This window comes from Nocardia lasii (genome assembly GCF_042658545.1).
Lineage (GTDB): Bacteria > Actinomycetota > Actinomycetes > Mycobacteriales > Mycobacteriaceae > Nocardia > Nocardia lasii.
Map to the genome: position 1 here is coordinate 300,377 of NZ_JBHSQN010000003.1, position 16,035 is coordinate 316,411.

Below are 16,035 nucleotides of genomic sequence, written 5' to 3' on the forward strand. Positions count from 1 at the left end.
CTCCATCAGGGAATGAGGACGGCGCGTCCGCGGATCGCGCCGGAGTCGAGTCGGTCGAAGGCGGTGCGGGCGTCGGCGAGGTCGAACAGTTCGACCTCGGCGCGGACCTTGCCCGCGGCGGCGAGCGCCACCACATCGATCAGGTCGGTTCTGGTGCCGCCGTAGGACTTTCGCACCGTCGCACCCCACGGCAGGCCGGGTCCACCGGCCGGGCCGGAGTCGATGCCGGGGTGTCCGCCCGCGAGCCCGACCATCCGGTAGGCGCCGTTCGGGGCGACGGTCTCGACGGCCAGCTGCGCGGTGGCGTCGGCGCCGACGAAGTCGAACACCGCCTCCGCGCCGCGTCCGCCGGTGAGTTCCAGCAGGGTGGCCGCGATGTTCTCGTCGACCTTCAGCGCGAGATCGGCGCCGCATTCGGTGGCGAGGGCGAGCTTGTCGGGGTCCACGTCGACCGCGATCACCGTGGTGTCGGTGAGCGCCTTCAACAGTTGGATCGCGACGTGGCCGAGTCCGCCGATGCCGATGGCGACCGCGGTGGCGCCGGGCCACAGCTGGTCCATCGCGCCACGGATGGCGTGCATGGGCGTCAGGGCCGCGTCGGCCAGCGGTGCGGCGTGCGCGAAGTCCAGGTCGTCGGCGATCGGCACGAACGAGCGCGCCGTGATGCGCACGTACTCGGCCATCCCGCCGTCGGGCCCGAGGCCGGGACACGGCGGCATCGCGGTGCGACCGGCGGCCAGACACACATTCTCGTTGCCGCGCAAGCACTCTCGGCATGCACCGCACGACCAGCAGAGATACACGATGCCCCGCTCACCGACCCGACGGCCGTCCACCGCCGCGCCGAGCGCCTCGACGGTGCCGGCGATCTCGTGGCCCAGCGTGAGCGGCCGCTCGCTCAGCGGGAACGGCAGGGCGAGCACGAACGAATCCGAATGGCAGATCCCGGCCGCGCCGACCCGCAGCAGCAGATCGTCGGGCCCGAGCTCGGGGATGGGCACGGTGCGCACCTCGAGGGTGCCGGGAGCGGTCAACTGCACCGCACGCATGGTCATCGAACCTGCCCTACCGTGTCGAAGGTGGCCGCGAGATAGCTGTCGCACCGATCGGAGCCGATCAGGCCGGTGGCCATCCGATTCATGGTGTAGGCGAAGGTGATTCGACGATCGAGGTCGTTGACCACCATCGAGCCGCCGTACCCGGCCCACCAGCAGACCCGCCCCTGCGGAATGTGCGGGAAGGTCGACGGGCGCGGCAAGCCGTAGCCGATGCCGAAGCGCAGCGGGACGAGCAGGGCCAGGTCGAGACCGTCGGCCTGTTCGCGGAAGATCAGCTCGATCGTGGCGGGCGAGAGGAACCGCCTGCCGCCCAGTTCGCCCCCGTTGGCGATCAGCGACTGCACGCGGGCCACCGAGCGGGCGTTGCCGTGCCCGTTGATGGCGCCGATCTCGGCGGCTCGCCAGGCAGGCGTGACCGTTTCGGAAACCTCGAGCCAGGGGCTGGTGAGGGTCTTGATCAGCACGCTGTCCTGGTCGAGAGCCGACAGATCGAAGTCGGGCAGCTCCGGCGCGACCAGGGTGGCGATCCGGTCGGCGTGCTCCGGGCCGGTGCCGATGTGGAAATCGGCGCCGAGCGGTCCGGCCAGTTCGTCGGCGAAGAACCGGCCGAGCGACCGGCCGGTGATGCGGCGCACCAGCTCACCGATGAGGTGGCCGTAGTTGATGGCGTGATAGCCCGAGGCGGTGCCGGGCTCCCACCATGGCGCCTGCGTGGCCAGGCGGGCCGCGGCGGCTTCGGTGTCGTAGATGTCGGCCAGCTCGATCGGCTTGTCCCAGCCCGACACACCCGAGGTGTGCGAGAGCAGGTGCCGGACTTCGATGTCGGCCTTGCCGTTCGCCGCGAACTCGGGCCAGTAGTGGGCGACCCGGCGGTCGAGGTCGAGTTCACCGCGGTCGACCAGCAGCAGGGCACACAGCGCCGTCATCGTCTTGGTGACCGAGAAGACGTTGACCAGGGTGTCGGCCGCCCACGGAATCGTCTGCGCGGGGTCGGCGTAACCACCCCACAGATCGAGAACGGGGTCGCCGTCGACGGTCACGCACAGGGCCGCGCCCAGTTCCGCGCCGGAAGCGAAGTGTTCGTCGAAGACCGCACGCACACCGGCGAATTCGTCCCGACAGAATCCCGAGGAGGTGCTCATCGCGCCACCCCCGCCTTCGCCCGCGCGGGGACCGGCAGGGTATTGCCTACGGCCGCAGCTCGTTTCGCCCCGCGCGCCAGCTCCTTGGTCAGCTCGCGCACGTACGGCTCGAACTCGGTCTGAATCGTGTGGCGGGGCGAATCGTAATAGCGCCCAGCACGTTCGGCCTCCTGCGCCGCCAGCACCTCGTCGATCCGCGTGCGCGACGGCAGGTGGTAGCGGCCGGTCAGATACGCGGCGACGAGCTTGCTCTGCTGCTCGGCGAAGTTCACCAGTGTCGGCATCGGCTGCGCCAGACCCAGATAGAACAGGTTGTCCACCCCGGGCTTCACCATCAGCTGGAACAGCGGGAACCGGTTGGCCGCGTCCGGCACGAGTTCGGAGTCGGTGAAGAACGGGAAGCTGATGTGATAGCCGGTGGCACAGACGATCACGTCGATCCGCTCGCTGCTGCCGTCGGCGAAATGCACTGTCTCACCGTCGAGTCGGGTGATCGCGGGCTTGAACGCGATATCGCCGCAGCCCGCGCGGTGCAGGAACTCCTCGCTGGCCGACGGGTGCGCCTCGAACGGTTCGTGATCGGGTTTCGGCAGGCCGTAGTTCGTCATCTCGCCCCGGTTCTTGCGCACGAACCGCTGCTTGAGCTTGAGCGCCAGCTTGGCAGGCATCCAGGACGGCACCGACTGACGGTCGCCCACTTGGCCGTTCACGTACTTGGGCAGCACCCACACGCCCCGTCGCGCCGAGACGAACAGCTTCTCGGCGATGAACCGCTGCGACAGTTCCGAGGCGATATCGAGGCCCGAGTTGCCCATCCCGACCACGACGATCCGCTTGCCGCGCAGGTCGATCGGATCGAACGGGTCGTTGTAGGTGTGGCTGTGCAGGAGCACGCCGTCGAATTCGCCCGGGTAGTCGGGGAATCGGGGATTCCAGTGGTGGCCGTTGCAGACGATGAGCGCGTCGTAGACCTCGGTGCGGCCGGTGTCGGTGCGCACCCGCCACAGTCCGTCGGCGTCGCGGTCGGCACCGATCACCATGGTGTTGAACGTGATTCGATCGCGCAGGCCGAAGTGGTCGACGTAGTCCTTGAAGTACCGCAGCAGCTGGGAGTGATGCGGGAAATCCGGCCAGTCCGCAGGCGCCGGGAAGTCCTCGAATTGCAGGCGATACTTCGAGGTGTCGATATGCAGGCTCTGATAGCAGGCCGACATACCGTTGGGATTCTTGTAGTACCAGTTGCCGCCCACCTCGTCGGAGGCTTCATAGCAATCGAACGGGATTCCGTTCTCGGCCAGCCGTTTCGCGGCGGTGATACCCGATGGTCCGGCGCCGATGACGCACACCCTGGGCAATTCCGGTGTATCCATGCACAACTCCTGAGCGGCCCGATCGTCGATGACCGGAACCAGGTGACGTAGGACACAGCGTAGCGGCTCGCTAGACATCATGTCTAGTGAATGAGCGGATCGTCTAAACTGAGCCCATGACGACCGAACCCGCCCGCCGCGGATCGCTGCGCGAGGAACAGAAGCGCCTGACGAAGGCGCGGATCGTCGAGACCGCGCGCACCCTGTTCGAGACCCAGGGCTACTCAGATGTCCGCGTCGACGACATCGCCGCCGCCGTCGGGTGCAGCCGCGCCACCTTCTACCTGCACTTCACGAGCAAGGGCGAGGTGCTGCGCGCCATCGCCGAGGAAGGCACCCTCGCCAGCGTGCGTGACTTCTACGCCGACCTGGACCGAGTCCTCACCATCGGCTCGCGAGAAGCGTTCGCGGACTGGATGTCTCGCGCGATCGACTGGTTCTTCGCCAACAAGGACATGCTCCCGGCCTGGGACGAGGCCACCGCGCTCGAACCCGAATTCCGCGCCGTCGCCCGCGAGGGCATCATGACCCTGGCCGACAGCATGCCCGCGTTCCTGGCGCGCTGGCCCGAGGATCGCCGCGACGAGGGCAGGCTGCGGATCGAACTACTGGTCGCTCAGCTCGAGCGCTTCTTCACCCGCTGGGCGACGCACGGCACCATCGAGGTGTCCGCGCAGCAGGCGGCCGCGGTGCTCACCGACGTCTGGTTCCCGGCCCTGCGCACGCCGGACTGAGCTCACAGCAGCCCGTGCGTGCGGGCGGCGGCGATGGCCTCGGCGCGGGCGTTGACGGCCAGCTTCTGATAGATGCCGCGCAGGTGGGTCTTGACGGTGTTCACCGAGACACCGAGGTCGGCGGCGATATTGGCGGCGGTCATGCCGGACGGAAGTTGGCGCAGCACAACGTGTTCGGCATCGGTGAGCGGTGGGGTGCCGGTGACGGTGGCGCGGTGGGCGCGGATGCGGTCGACGAGCACGTCGTAGCGGCCGAAGCGCGCGCCGAGCCGGTCGAGAAGTTCGGCGGCGGCGGGGATATCGAGGAACGGGCGGGTCAGTTCCTCGGCCTGCGCGCACGCGAGCGCCTGCTCGCACGCCTCGTCGGCCTTGCGGGGGCGATCGAGGTGGTCGGCGGCGACGGCGACCAGCAGCCACGCGGTCACCCTGGTACTCGCCACGAGCCCGCCTGCGCGCGCCAGCAGCGGTTCGAGCAGGGTCAAGGCCACGGCGGGGCGATGCGCGTGCAGCGCCAACCCGGCTTCGGCGACGGTCGTCTCCGGGGTCGGACCGAGCAACCGGATCGCATGGTCGACCAGCTGTTGCGCATCGGTTTTCGCGTGCAGGCGCAGCAGCAGCCACACCACATCGGTGACCAGTTCCTCGGTCCCGACCAGCGCCGGCGCCTCGTCGAGCAGGCGGTGCAGTTGCTTGCACAGGGCGATCGCGGTGCCCGCCCGATCGGGATCCTCGGCGACGGTCAGCAGCCCGGCCATGATGCTCATCCGGCGCACCGGCGCGGGCACCATCGTCTCGTCGGCCGCGATACAGGACAGGCTCGGCACCGGCCGTTCGGCCTCGATGCCCTGCCGGTAGGCGCCGAAGGCCGCGATCACCCTGGCGTGGACGGCATCCGGCGAACCGGTCAGCTCGTGACGTTCGGCGCACTCGATGGCCTGACCGGCCAGCGCGCACAGCTCACCGAGTCGACCCGACATCCCCGCCGCCACCGCCGCCGCCGTGCGCGCGCGGACCGCGACCCGACCCAACCCGCCGCGCTCGGCGTGCACCAGGGCGTGGCGCACCGCCGAGATGCCGGAATCGAGGTGACCACCGTAGATCTCGGCGCTGCCGCACTGCAGCGCCGCGTAGCAGTCGAGATCGGACTGCCCGGTCGCGGGCGGCAACGGCCAGCGCATCGAGGACGAATCCCCCGCCAGCACAGCGACTCCCGCGCTCACCGCGTGATCCAGCACCGAGGACCACTCGACCGGCACCAGCGGCGCGCCCGCGTCGGGGCCGACGTGCGCGGCCTCGAGATAGACCTCCGCGGCGGCGATGTCGCCCGCTTCCACGGCCACGGCGGCCCGCAGCAATCGCACGAAAGCGTCCTGCTCGGTGAGGTTTTCGAGCGCGGCGACCAGGATGTGCCCGGTGCCGTCGAGCACCATGCGCAGGCCCCAGTCCCGCAGGAACGCCACCAGACCGGGGGCGCCGGGTTCGGCCAGGACGTGCTCGAGCGCGGGCGCGGGCATCGCGGCGGCGGTGAACCAGGCCGCCACCCGGCGATGGCCGTCGGGCAGGCGCTCGGGCCTGGTGTGGGCGCTCTCGGCGAGCAGGTAGGCGCGCAGCAGCGGGTGGTAGGTGTGCCAGAGCCGACCCGCGTGCGCGACGGTGTGCAGGGGGAAGTTGACGCGCAGGAGTTCGTCGAGGATCCGCGGCGCGTCCGCACCCACCAGGTCCTCGGCCATCGGCAGGCAGAACCGCGTGGGAATCGCGGTGGCGAGCAGGAATTCGAGGGTCGGCGCCGGGAGCGCGGCGAGCAGTTCGGCGACCAGGAAATCGGCCACGGCGTGCGCGGGCCGGGCCAGGGCCGTCAGCGCGGTGTCGCGGTCGGTGCCGGTGGTCGACAGGCAGATCGCCGCGATCCGCACCAGCGCGGGCCACCCCCTGGTCAGGTTCTGCACGATCGCGAGCTCGGCGTCGTCGAGGCGGCACCCGTGCTGGGACAGCAACTGGGCGACGCGTTCCGGGGACAGGGCCAGATCGGGCGCGCCGATCCGGCTCAGCCTGCCCGCCAGGTCGAGGGCGTGCCAGCGCAGCGGCGGATCGAAACGGCCCGCGATCAGCGCGGTGACGTGCGCGGGCAGGTGCGTGAGCAGCACTTCCACGGCCGCGAGCTGCAACGGGTCGGTGAGCAGATGGGCGTCGTCGAGCACCAGCACCGTCGGTTCGCCCTCGCTCAGCGCCGCGACGAGATCGACCGCGCGATCCATCGGCGTGCGCAGTCCGGCGGCGGTCACGAAATCGGCTGCGGGGTCGAGGATTCGCAGGATCTCGGCCGGCAGGTCGAGCTGGTCGGTGGCGGTCAGCCAGACGACGCGGGCCGGGCCACGGCGGCGCGTCCAGTCGACCAGCGCCACGGTCTTGCCGCTGCCGGCCGGACCGCACAGCAGCACGGTGTGTCCGCCGGCGGCGTGCGCGCGATCCAGTCGGGCGAGGACCTCGAGGCAGCGCACCGGCGCGAAGGACAGCTCGGGCAGACCGGCGCCAGCAACCACCGAGCCGCCACCGGAAACATCAAGGGAACGCGACGACAAAGCCATCTTCACCCTCCTGAGCACGCTGTTCACCGCCCGGTGGCCGACCTCCACACCCACCTGACGGTAGGCCAAGCGACGGCTGCGCGGTTGCTGGTGGGACGCGGGCAGCGGGCTCGTTATCAGATCGTCGTCGTCTCGTCGGCGAACGCTCAGTCGGGCAACTGGGACATGCTCAGCAGGGTGAGGCCGAGGGTGTCGATGCGGGCCATCACCCCGCGCATGGCGGTGCTGTCGGCGACCAGGCCGTAGAGGGTGGTGGTGCCGGTGGGCGAATGCGCGCTGGGGCGCAGCTCGGGAAACGCGGCGAGCACACGCTCGGACAGTTCGCCCTCGATGACGAACTGATAGCGCAGCGGGCCCGGCGTCGACATGTGCCAAGTGTCGCGGCCGCGCACCGGCGGGCGCCTCATCCGCTCCGGGTGAAATCGCCCGCCACCTGCGGTGAAACCACTCGTCCTGATTTTAAACATCACTATTTCAATTTCCGGGACACGGACGTTTCAGTTGTCTAATCTCACATCCACCATCAGCGTGAACAGGAGAACATCATGAAGACCTTCCAGGCCCGGCGTGCCGGTTTCGGAGTTTCCGCCTTCACCGCGGTCGCCGCGGCCGTCGTGCTGGCAGCACCGCAGGCCTCGGCACTCGTGCAGGGGGTCACGGTCAGCGGCAGCGCGCACACCGTCGGCACCTCCTACACCGTCACCGCCGATGTCACCTCCACCTCGTTCCTGTTCAAGGTGACCTTCACCGACAACGGCACCCAGATCGGCGACCCGGTCTCGGTGTCCAACGGCAAGGCCACCATCACCTGGACCCCCACCACCGCGGGCTCCCACGAGATCAAGGCCGTCCAGGAGATCGTCAGCTCCAAGACCGTCACCATCCAGGTCGCCGAGAAGCCCACCAACCCCGGCGGCGGCGCGTCCTCCGGTTCCGCCGATCTGGGTGGGCTGCTGACCGGCTCGGCCGGCTAGCCCCACCCGCACGACGGCCGCCGCATCTCCCAGCGGCGGCCGTTTCGCGTTTCTAGACGCCCAGCGCGGCGGCGAACATCGGCCAGGAATCGTGCACGTCGTCCTGCCAGTACGGCCACGCGTGGGTGCCCGCGGGACGGAACCGCACGTCGGCCGGGATGCCGAGCTGGGCGAGACGGCCCGCCAGCGGCGCCGAGCAACTCCCGACCACGGCCTCCATCACACCGCCGACCAGCAGTCGGTCAAGCAGGACGCCCACATTGCCACCGATGCTCGGGGCGTTGATGGCCTCGTGCGGGCCGGGCAGGCCGTTGCCGGAGGACAGGTAGATGGCGGTGCCGCGCAGACGTTCGGCGTGCAGCATCGGATCATTGGCCGCCCAGGCCGGGTCGCCGGGCAGGCCCCACATATTGGTGGCGTCGGCGCCGAAGGTGGCCAACTGCGAGCGGACCAGGGTTTCGGCGAGGACGTTGCTGGTCTGGGTGCACCCGCTGAACGCGCCCACCGCGCGGTACAGGCCGGGCGCGGCGATCGCCAGATTCAGGGCCGAGGTGGCCGACATCGACAGGCCCGCCACACCGTTGGCACCCGACATCCCGAAGCGGTCGTTGAGCAGCGGGGGCAGTTCGGCGGTGAGGAACGTGGACCACTTGTTGCGGCCCAGGGCGCCGTCGTCACGCTGCCAGTCGGTGTACATGCTCGCGCGACCACCGATCGGCACGATCACATTGACGCGCTTGTCGGCGAAGAAATCGACCACATCGGTGCGGCGCATCCACGGCCCACCGTTCTCGCCGCCGTCGACCGCGTTGAGCAGATACAGCGCGGGCGCACCGGCCCCCGGATGCGACATCCACAGGGTGATCGGGCGATTCATCGCCGCCGAGTACACCACCACCTCGAACTGCCTGCCCCCGAGCGAGCGAACATCGAGGATTCCCGATTGCGCCGACGCCGGGGGCGAGACGACGAATCCACAGCCGAGCAGCACGAGCAGACAGCACACAAGCCGACGCATGCGACGTAGTGTGCCGCATGACCCCGCAAATATCCGGCATTACCCCGATCGTGTCCCTAATGTGCGAGTTCATCCGAGAAATGCGCGCGCAATTCGGTGATCGACAGGGGGCCCGCCTCGGGGACGTGCATCCGCTCGGCAATCGCGGCACGCAATGTCCGGGGCAGGCCGGGGGCGTAGCGGGCCAGGTAGGCGGCGAGCCATTCCGGGCTGCCCACCAGGAACGGGAAATCGGTGTTCATCATCGGGCGGATCACCAGCATCGGCAGCGGGGCGTGCAGCGGGCGGTAGTCGCGATTCCACAGGCCCGCCACCGGGCAACCCGGATAGAACTGGCCCAGCATGGCGCCTTCACGCACGATCGCGCTCTTGCGGGCGGCATGGGCGGCATCGATGCGGTCGGTGTCGTCGAGGTCGGGGAAGACGGTGATCACGGCCGCGGTCTGGTCGAGGGTGCGGCACAGGTCGAAGGCGTCATCGACGGCCACGGGGATGTCGGTGGCCGAGGGCAGTTCGGCGATCCACAGGTTGTGTTGGGCCACAGCGGGTTTGACGAATGGGCAGATCGGGCCCGGACGACCGAGGTCGGGGTCGGGGAGCATGAGAGTGTCGGTAAACCAGTCGAGCAGGGGTGCGGTGCGCGGATGTTCGGCCGACCAGCGGACGGGGTCGTCGTAGACGGACCACCAGGTCGCGCCGGTGCGTTCACCCCGTGCGCTGCGCAGGGTGCTCATCGCGGGACCGCCACGGTTTCGACGGTGCGCAGGTGGTGATCGAGGATCGGGCCGATGCGCGCGACGACATCGGGGTTGGTGAGTTGGGCGTGGGTGGTGTGGACCCGGTGTTCGGTGAGGTGGCCGGTGACGTAGGGGCGCCACATGCTCGCGTCGAGGAAGGCGGTCTGACCCTCGGTGGCGCAGAAGTACAGCAGGTCGCCGTCGAACAGGTCGGGGCGGTAGCCGTGGGACAGGCGGACACCGTCGGCGTAGGCGGCGTGCAGGTCGGTGAGCTGTTCGGGGGTGAGACCCTGGCCGAGAGTTGGTCCGGCGGCAGCCAATTCGGTTGCTGCCTCGTCTGCGGAGAGGTCGGGTAGGGCGTCGGCGTCGCCGGGTTCGTCGCCGAGGAGGTGGGTGAGCAGGTCGCGCATGCGGGGGCGCGGGGGTGGGTCGGCGTGGTCCGGGAGCACGACGCTGTCGAGCATGGCGAGGGTGGTGACGTCGCGGCCCTCGGCGCGCAGGCGGATGGCTGTCGCGTGGGCGAGTTGGCCGCCGAGGGACCAGCCGAGGAGGTGGACGGGGCCGGTGGGATGCAGGCGGTTGATCTCGGTGGCGTAGGTGTCGGCGAGGAAGTCGACCGTGAGGTTTCTCGCTGTGCCCGACGGACTTTCGCCTGCATGTGCGGGGTCCGAACGAGAGGTTGAGCACGTCGCCGCTGTTCGCTCATCCGAGTGCGAGGTGAGCGTCGGCGCTTGCAAGCCGTAGACGGGGCGGTCGGTGATGTGCTGGGCCAGGCCCGTGTAGCACCAAGCGAGCGGGACGGCCGAGTGGACACAGAACAGGGGTGGACGGGTGCCGGTGGTGCGCAGCGGGAGCACGGTGGCGAGGGCGTCGGCGCCGGGATCGGTGTCGGCGCAATGGGTTTGGATGCGATGGGCCATGGTAGCGACGGTAGGTGCGGTATAGAGCCAGCGCACCGTGATCGGAATGTTCGTCGCTTCGGCCAGCTCCGCTGAAACACCCACTCCGGTAAGGGAATTGCCGCCGATGGCGAAGAAGTCGTCATCGATGCCGACGAGGTCGAGTTCGCAGGCGGCGGCGAAGGTCGCGGCGATCAGGTGCTCGAGCGGGGTGCGCGGTGCGCGATACGGGGTGATGTCGGGCGCGGGAAGTGCGGCGCGGTCGAGCTTTCCGTTCGCGGTGAGGGGGAGTTCGTCGAGGGTGATCAGGGTGGCCGGGACCAAGGCTGCGGGGAGGATGGTGCGTAGGCGGGCCATGGCTGCGGCGCTGTCGAACGCGGCGGCCATATCTGGCACTGCGGATGCCGAATCGGCATCGGATTCCGTTGTAGCCGAATCTGACTCGGCAGCTCCACTGCCCGGCGTCTCGCTCTCGCCGGTCATCGCAGTGGCGTGGACGGTGGGGACCACACGGATTGATTCCGCTGCTGGTGAGCGCTCGGGGAACGGCGTCCCGAATTCATCGGTCGGCGCGATGGAGCCGGGTACCGCACCGATCAATTCCGTGACCGGCAAGGCCTCGGAACCCGGTATCCCGAACTCATCGGCGGACGCGGTGGGGGTTGGGACGATGTAGGCGATGAGGCGGGCGGTGGGGGTGTTGGGGGTGGTGATGTGGACGGCGGCCTGGGCGATGGTGGGGTCGGTGAGGAGGGCTGCTTCGATTTCGGCGGGTTCTATGCGGCGGCCACGGAGAGACAGTTGGGTGTCGATGCGGCCCAGGAATTCGTAGCCGCCGTCGGGGCGGGGGCCGACGAGGTCGCCGGTGCGGTAGAGGCGGGTGCCGGTGCCTGTGGGGTCGGCGATGAAATGGGTTGCGGTGGTGGCGGGGTCGTCGCGGTAACCCTGGGCGAGGCAGGGGCCGCCCAGGTACAGCTCGGCGCGGGCGCCTTCCAAGACCGGGCGTAGGCGTGAATCCAGCAGGCATGTAACCACTTCCGGTAGCGGGCAGCCGATGGTCACCGGCTCCCCCGCCCGCAGCGGTGCCGACTGCGTCGCCATCACGGTGGCCTCGGTGGGGCCGTAGCCATTGTGCAAGTTCACCCGTGAGGCCCAGGTGCAGACCAGTTCCGGTGGGCAGGATTCGCCGCCGACGACCACCGTGGTCAGGGTCGGCACCGCATCGGGGCGCAGGGTCGCCAGGACGGCCGGGGTGGTGAGCAGGTGGGTCACTCGATGTTCGGCGAGCAGGGCGGTGAGCTCGGCGCCAGCGACGACCTCGGGCGGTTCGATCACCAGCCGTGCACCGGCGGCGAAGGCGGCGAGCAGTTCGAGGAGGTGGGCGTCGAATGCTGGTGAATGTGCGTGCAGCACCGTCGAATCCGGTGTGGTGGCGTACCGGTCGAGCAGATGGCGGGTCAGTGCGCCGAGACCACTGTGGGTGACAACCACACCTTTGGGCGCCCCGGTCGTGCCGGAAGTGTGGATCAGGTAGGCCGGGTGCGCGGGCATCAGCCGCCCGGCACGATCCGCGTCGGTCACCGGAGCGCTCGACTCCGCAGCCGCGCGCGCCACCATCGCCAGATCATCCAGCACCAACCAGCTGATCCCCTTTCCCACACCCACCCCCGACAACACCGCCGCCCGCGTGGTCAACCCCACCACCGCCCCCACCCCCGCGACGATCCGCCCCACCCGCTCCCCCGGATCCGCCACATCGACCGGCACGAAACAACCCCCCGCCGCCGCGACAGCCCGCACCGCCACCACCGACTCGAGCGACCGAGGCACCGCACTCACCACCGAACTCCCCGGCCCGACCCCACACGCGAGCAACACCCTCGCCCACCGCGCCACCACCTCCCCCAACTCCCGATAGGTCATCGCCCGCCCACCCTCCACCACCGCAATCGCGTCGACACCATCGAACCTGCCGAACAATTCCCCCAGCATCGCGCCGTCCGTGGAGTCCGCACCGTTGGCACCGACCACGCCGCCCGCGCCCATGCCGACCACTGCGTTCACGGCGGCGGTGGTGTCCGTCGCGACTGTCGCCTCGGTGCCGACTGTGGCGTTAGTGGCATCCGAGGTATTCGCGCCGACCACGTCGTTCACGCCGACAGCGGTGTCCGCGCCAACCACGGCGTTCGTGGCAGTCACGCCGTTCGTGCTGGTCGTGCAGGTCGTGGCGGTCACGCCGTTCACACCGACAGCGGTGTCCGCGCCAACCACGGCGTTCGTGGCAGTCACGCCGTTCGTGCAGGTCGTGGCAGTCGTGCCGATCGTGGCGGTCACGCCGTTCACGCCGACAGCAGCGTCCGCGCCAACCACGGCGTTCGTGGCAGTCACGCCGGTCGCGGCGTTCGAGGCGTTCGAGGCGTTCGAGGCAGCCGCACCGGCCATGGCGGTCACGCTGTTCGCAGCGGTCGCAGCAGTCGCGGCGTTCGAGGCGGCCGCGCTGGCCGTGGCGGTCACCCCGTTGGCGGCAGACACGCTGTTCGCAGCGGTCGCAGCGGTCACGCAGTTCGCAGTGGTCGCAGCGGTCGCAGCGGTCACGCTGTTCGCAGCGGTCGCAGCAGTCACGCTGTTCGCAGCAGTCGCAGCGGTCGCAGCGGTCGCAGCAGTCGCAGCGGTCACGCTGTTCGCAGCGGTCGCAGCGGTCGCAGCAGTCGCGGCGTTCGAGGCGGCCGCGCTGGCCGTGGCAGTCAGCCCGTTGGCGGCAGACACGCTGTTCGCAGCGGTCGCGGCGTTCGAGTCGGCCGCGCTGGCCGTGGCGGTCAACCCGTTGGCGGCAGACACGCTGTTCGCAGTGGTCGCGGCGTTCGAGTCGGCCGTGGCGGTCAACCCGTTCGCGGTGACCACCCCGTTCGCGGCGGTGTTGGCGGACTTGGCGATCGTGGCGGGCGTGGCGGGCGTGGCGGGCGCGGAAGGCGTGGCGGTCGCGGAGGGCGTGGCGGTCGCGGAGGGCGTGGCGGTCGCGGAGGGCGTGGCGGTCGCGGAGGGCGTGGTTGGGGATAGGTCGGTGATGAGGGTGGTGGGGTGGGTGGTGAGGAAGGTGGTGTACCAGGTGAGGAAGAGGTGGTGGTACCAGGTGAGGGTGGTGGGGGTGTAGCGGGTGGGGTTGGCGTGGAATTCGATGGTGGCGGTGGTGTGGTCGGGGCCCAGTTGGTAGGCGTTGACAAGGAGGTCTTCGACGGGGCCGAGGCTGAGGAGGTGGGCGTGGCCGGTGGCGGGGCCGAGGGTGAGGGGGGCGGTGAAGCCGAGGAGGTTGAGGACGGGGCCGAATCCGCCTCGGGCGAGCTGGGTTTCGCCGCGGTCGCGCTGGATGTCCTCGTAGCGGTAGCGCTGGTGGCGCAGGGCGGCGATCACGCGCAGGCGGACCTGGGTGATCAGATCCTCGACCGTCATGGTGGTGAGGCCGCGTAGGCGCAGGGGGACGACGTTGGAGACCGAGCCTGCGGAACGGCGAAGGGCGGCGGTGGGACGGGCGGCCACCGGGAGCGAGACCACGATGTCGTCGGCGCCCGACATTCTGGCGAGGAAGGCGATGAAGGCGGCGGCGGTCAGCTCGGGAAACGTTGCGCCGTAACGGCTTCTGGCTTCGGTGAGCAGTTTCGCCGTGTGCTCGTCGAGCCTCGCGGACACACGGTGCGGTCGCGCGGAGGCAGCAGCGGCGACTCCCGCGAGCCCGACCGGATCACCCAGACCGACAACCTCTTCCGCCCAGAACTCCCGATCCGCCGCAGCACGAGGCGAACCTCGGTAGACACGATCCTCGTCGACCAGCTCACCAATCGACAGCGGCACGCCCCGATCGAAACCCACACCACCCGAATAGATCTCGGCCGCACGCCACATCAACGCGGCGGCCCCGACCCCATCGAGCACCAGATGATGACTCCGCAGGTACAGCAGATACCGATCCCCCTCGACCCGGTACAGCACCGCGACGGTGATCGAATCCGCGCACAGATCCAACGGCGCCAACCGATCGGCCTCCATCAGCGAAAGCGCCTCGGCCACCGGACCTGAACGCCCACCCTCGGTCGGCGCGGACCCGTCGGCACACCCACGACCGATTTCGGCTGACACTCCTGCCACCGGGTGCCCAACAGTGAGATCGACCTCGACGAGCTCGCCGAAAGCATTCGGGTCGAGATACTGCTGTGGTTGTCCCTCGACCAATCGCAGTCGCACATACGGTGATTGCAGTCGTGTGCCGGCTCGGCGGATCGCCGCTCCGAGTCGTGGCGCGTCGACCGGGCCACGCAGGTCCAGGTACAGGGCGATGGTGGCGGGGACCTCGGGGGCTAGTTGATGGGCGACCCACCAGCGTAATTGGCTGGCGGACAGGGGAATCGGCGCAGATTCCGACACGGTCGCGGGGTCGCCCGCGTGCACACCACTCTCGTCTCGCCGCACCGGGCCTCCCGGGATTCGCGCAACCGTTGACTGGTTTCCTCGGCAAACCTACGGCATCGGCACCGCGTACAGCACGATTACCGGCACGGCCACGTCGGATCGCGCCGGGGGCGGATCAGTACGGTGCGACGGGCGGATAGCCGGGGTAGGGCTGGTATCCGGGCGGCACCGGCGGCGCGAAGAACGCCCGAGACTTGCTGCTCCACAGCAGGATCACCGCAGCCAGCCCGATCATCAGGACGACCGTGCTGAACACCAACTCCAGCCCGGCCGTGGACGCGATCAGCGCCGCCAGCAAGGCGAAGACGTAGAACAGCGCGTTGATCCCGAAGAACACCGTGCCCGTGATCCGGCCCCAGTTCTTGCCCGCCCGGCACACGAACGCCATCCAGATCCACAACCCGGCCGAGATCAGGGCACCGGCCGCCGCACCACCCATGGTGCCCGCGACGAGCAAATCCAGGCTCTCCCCCCGGAACTCACCGTTGGACGCGTCGAGCGCGTTGCTGCGAATCCGATCGATCGTGGTGAACGTGTACGCGAGGCCGAGCAGCGTGGCCGCCGCACCCGCCAACATGAGATAGAAAGCGTTCTGCACGGTCTGCGGAAGAACGCGCGGCCCCGACGCGGTCGGCGGCGGAAACCCACCTGCCGAATAACCACCCGGGTACGGCTGCGGCGCCATCCCGGACTCCGGCACCGCCCCAACCGGCTGTCCCGGTGCCTGTCCACCTGGCTGCCCATAACCCGGCGCCTGCCCACCGGCCTGCCCATAACCCGGCGCCTGCCCACCTGGCTGCTCATATCCCGGCGCCTGCCCATAACCGGGCGACTGCCCGCCCGGCTGCCCATAACCCGGCACCTGCCCGCCCGGCTGCCCGAATCCCGGCACCTGCCCATAACCAGGCACCTGCCCACCCACCGCCCCGCCCCCGAACTCCTGCCCAGTCGGCGGCTGCGGAATCGGCGTGACCTCTCCGGGATACGCCGTCACCCCATCATCCTGCGACGAATACCCGTGACCATCAGCGGAACCGGACAAAACACTCCCCTTCGT

Annotated in this window: 13 protein-coding genes and 1 pseudogene; 4 read left to right on the forward strand and 10 right to left on the reverse strand. The window is 69.6% G+C overall.

Going from position 1 to position 16,035, the window contains the following annotated elements; all coding sequences use genetic code 11:
* Nucleotides 1-5: 5 nt before the first annotated feature.
* From ACFP3H_RS09210 to ACFP3H_RS09220, 3 genes are read right to left on the reverse strand one after another with little or no spacing between them, the layout of a single operon-like run.
* Complete coding sequence (locus tag ACFP3H_RS09210) at nucleotides 6-1,049, reverse strand: NAD(P)-dependent alcohol dehydrogenase (RefSeq protein WP_378602631.1); 1,044 nt, start codon at nucleotides 1,047-1,049, stop codon at nucleotides 6-8.
* Nucleotides 1,050-1,051: 2 nt separating this feature from the next.
* Nucleotides 1,052-2,200: a serine hydrolase domain-containing protein gene (locus ACFP3H_RS09215; RefSeq protein ID WP_378602463.1), complete on the reverse strand. Its 1,149-nt coding sequence runs from the start codon at nucleotides 2,198-2,200 to the stop codon at nucleotides 1,052-1,054.
* The gene (locus ACFP3H_RS09220) at nucleotides 2,197-3,570 is read right to left on the reverse strand and encodes a flavin-containing monooxygenase (RefSeq protein ID WP_378602466.1); all 1,374 of its coding nucleotides are present in this window, start codon (nucleotides 3,568-3,570) and stop codon (nucleotides 2,197-2,199) included. Before ACFP3H_RS09220 ends, ACFP3H_RS09215 begins: the two co-directional genes overlap by 4 nt.
* Before the next feature lie 116 nt (nucleotides 3,571-3,686).
* Between ACFP3H_RS09220 and ACFP3H_RS09225 the strand changes: the two genes are divergently transcribed.
* Nucleotides 3,687-4,304 (forward strand): TetR/AcrR family transcriptional regulator, encoded by a 618-nt coding sequence (locus ACFP3H_RS09225; protein WP_378602469.1) that lies wholly within the window; start codon nucleotides 3,687-3,689, stop codon nucleotides 4,302-4,304.
* A 2-nt stretch (nucleotides 4,305-4,306) separates the two neighbouring features.
* Here the strand turns inward: ACFP3H_RS09225 and ACFP3H_RS09230 are convergent, their stop codons facing one another.
* Nucleotides 4,307-6,889 carry a winged helix-turn-helix domain-containing protein gene (locus tag ACFP3H_RS09230; protein WP_378602472.1) on the reverse strand — a complete coding sequence of 861 codons (2,583 nt, stop codon included), beginning with the start codon at nucleotides 6,887-6,889 and terminating at the stop codon, nucleotides 4,307-4,309.
* Nucleotides 6,890-7,035: 146 nt separating this feature from the next.
* Complete coding sequence (locus ACFP3H_RS09235) at nucleotides 7,036-7,257, reverse strand: hypothetical protein (protein WP_378602475.1); 222 nt, start codon at nucleotides 7,255-7,257, stop codon at nucleotides 7,036-7,038.
* A 177-nt stretch (nucleotides 7,258-7,434) separates the two neighbouring features.
* Between ACFP3H_RS09235 and ACFP3H_RS09240 the strand changes: the two genes are divergently transcribed.
* On the forward strand, nucleotides 7,435-7,863 hold the full coding sequence (locus ACFP3H_RS09240; protein WP_378602478.1) for an Ig-like domain-containing protein: 429 nt from the start codon (nucleotides 7,435-7,437) through the stop codon (nucleotides 7,861-7,863).
* 52 nt (nucleotides 7,864-7,915) lie between these two features.
* On the opposite strand, the gene ACFP3H_RS09245 is transcribed toward ACFP3H_RS09240, so the two are convergent.
* Genes ACFP3H_RS09245 through ACFP3H_RS09255 form a run of 3 tightly spaced genes read right to left on the reverse strand, consistent with a single transcriptional unit; the run spans nucleotide 7,916 to nucleotide 12,581 of the window.
* Nucleotides 7,916-8,881, reverse strand: a complete 966-nt coding sequence (locus ACFP3H_RS09245; RefSeq protein WP_378602481.1) for an alpha/beta hydrolase — start codon at nucleotides 8,879-8,881, stop codon at nucleotides 7,916-7,918.
* 56 nt (nucleotides 8,882-8,937) lie between these two features.
* Nucleotides 8,938-9,615: a DUF6875 domain-containing protein gene (locus ACFP3H_RS09250; protein WP_378602483.1), complete on the reverse strand. Its 678-nt coding sequence runs from the start codon at nucleotides 9,613-9,615 to the stop codon at nucleotides 8,938-8,940.
* A complete protein-coding gene (locus tag ACFP3H_RS09255; RefSeq protein WP_378602634.1) occupies nucleotides 9,612-12,581 on the reverse strand; it encodes an amino acid adenylation domain-containing protein in 2,970 nt (989 codons plus the stop codon). Before ACFP3H_RS09255 ends, ACFP3H_RS09250 begins: the two co-directional genes overlap by 4 nt.
* Here ACFP3H_RS09255 and ACFP3H_RS09260 point away from each other — a divergent pair.
* Nucleotides 12,562-13,668, forward strand: coding sequence for a hypothetical protein (locus ACFP3H_RS09260; protein WP_378602649.1), 1,107 nt, complete (start codon nucleotides 12,562-12,564; stop codon nucleotides 13,666-13,668). The two genes, ACFP3H_RS09255 and ACFP3H_RS09260, sit on opposite strands and share 20 nt — an antisense overlap.
* A gap of 14 nt (nucleotides 13,669-13,682) precedes the next feature.
* Complete coding sequence (locus tag ACFP3H_RS09265; protein ID WP_378602652.1) at nucleotides 13,683-13,982, forward strand: hypothetical protein; 300 nt, start codon at nucleotides 13,683-13,685, stop codon at nucleotides 13,980-13,982.
* Here ACFP3H_RS09265 and ACFP3H_RS09270 read toward each other — a convergent pair.
* Both ACFP3H_RS09270 and ACFP3H_RS09275 read right to left on the reverse strand, forming a co-directional pair.
* Nucleotides 13,914-14,978, reverse strand: a pseudogene (locus ACFP3H_RS09270) (condensation domain-containing protein); the annotation flags it as partial. The gene ACFP3H_RS09265 and the pseudogene ACFP3H_RS09270 overlap by 69 nt on opposite strands.
* A 115-nt stretch (nucleotides 14,979-15,093) precedes the next feature.
* Nucleotides 15,094-15,972, reverse strand: coding sequence for a hypothetical protein (locus tag ACFP3H_RS09275; RefSeq protein WP_378602486.1), 879 nt, complete (start codon nucleotides 15,970-15,972; stop codon nucleotides 15,094-15,096).
* Nucleotides 15,973-16,035 lie beyond the last annotated feature (63 nt).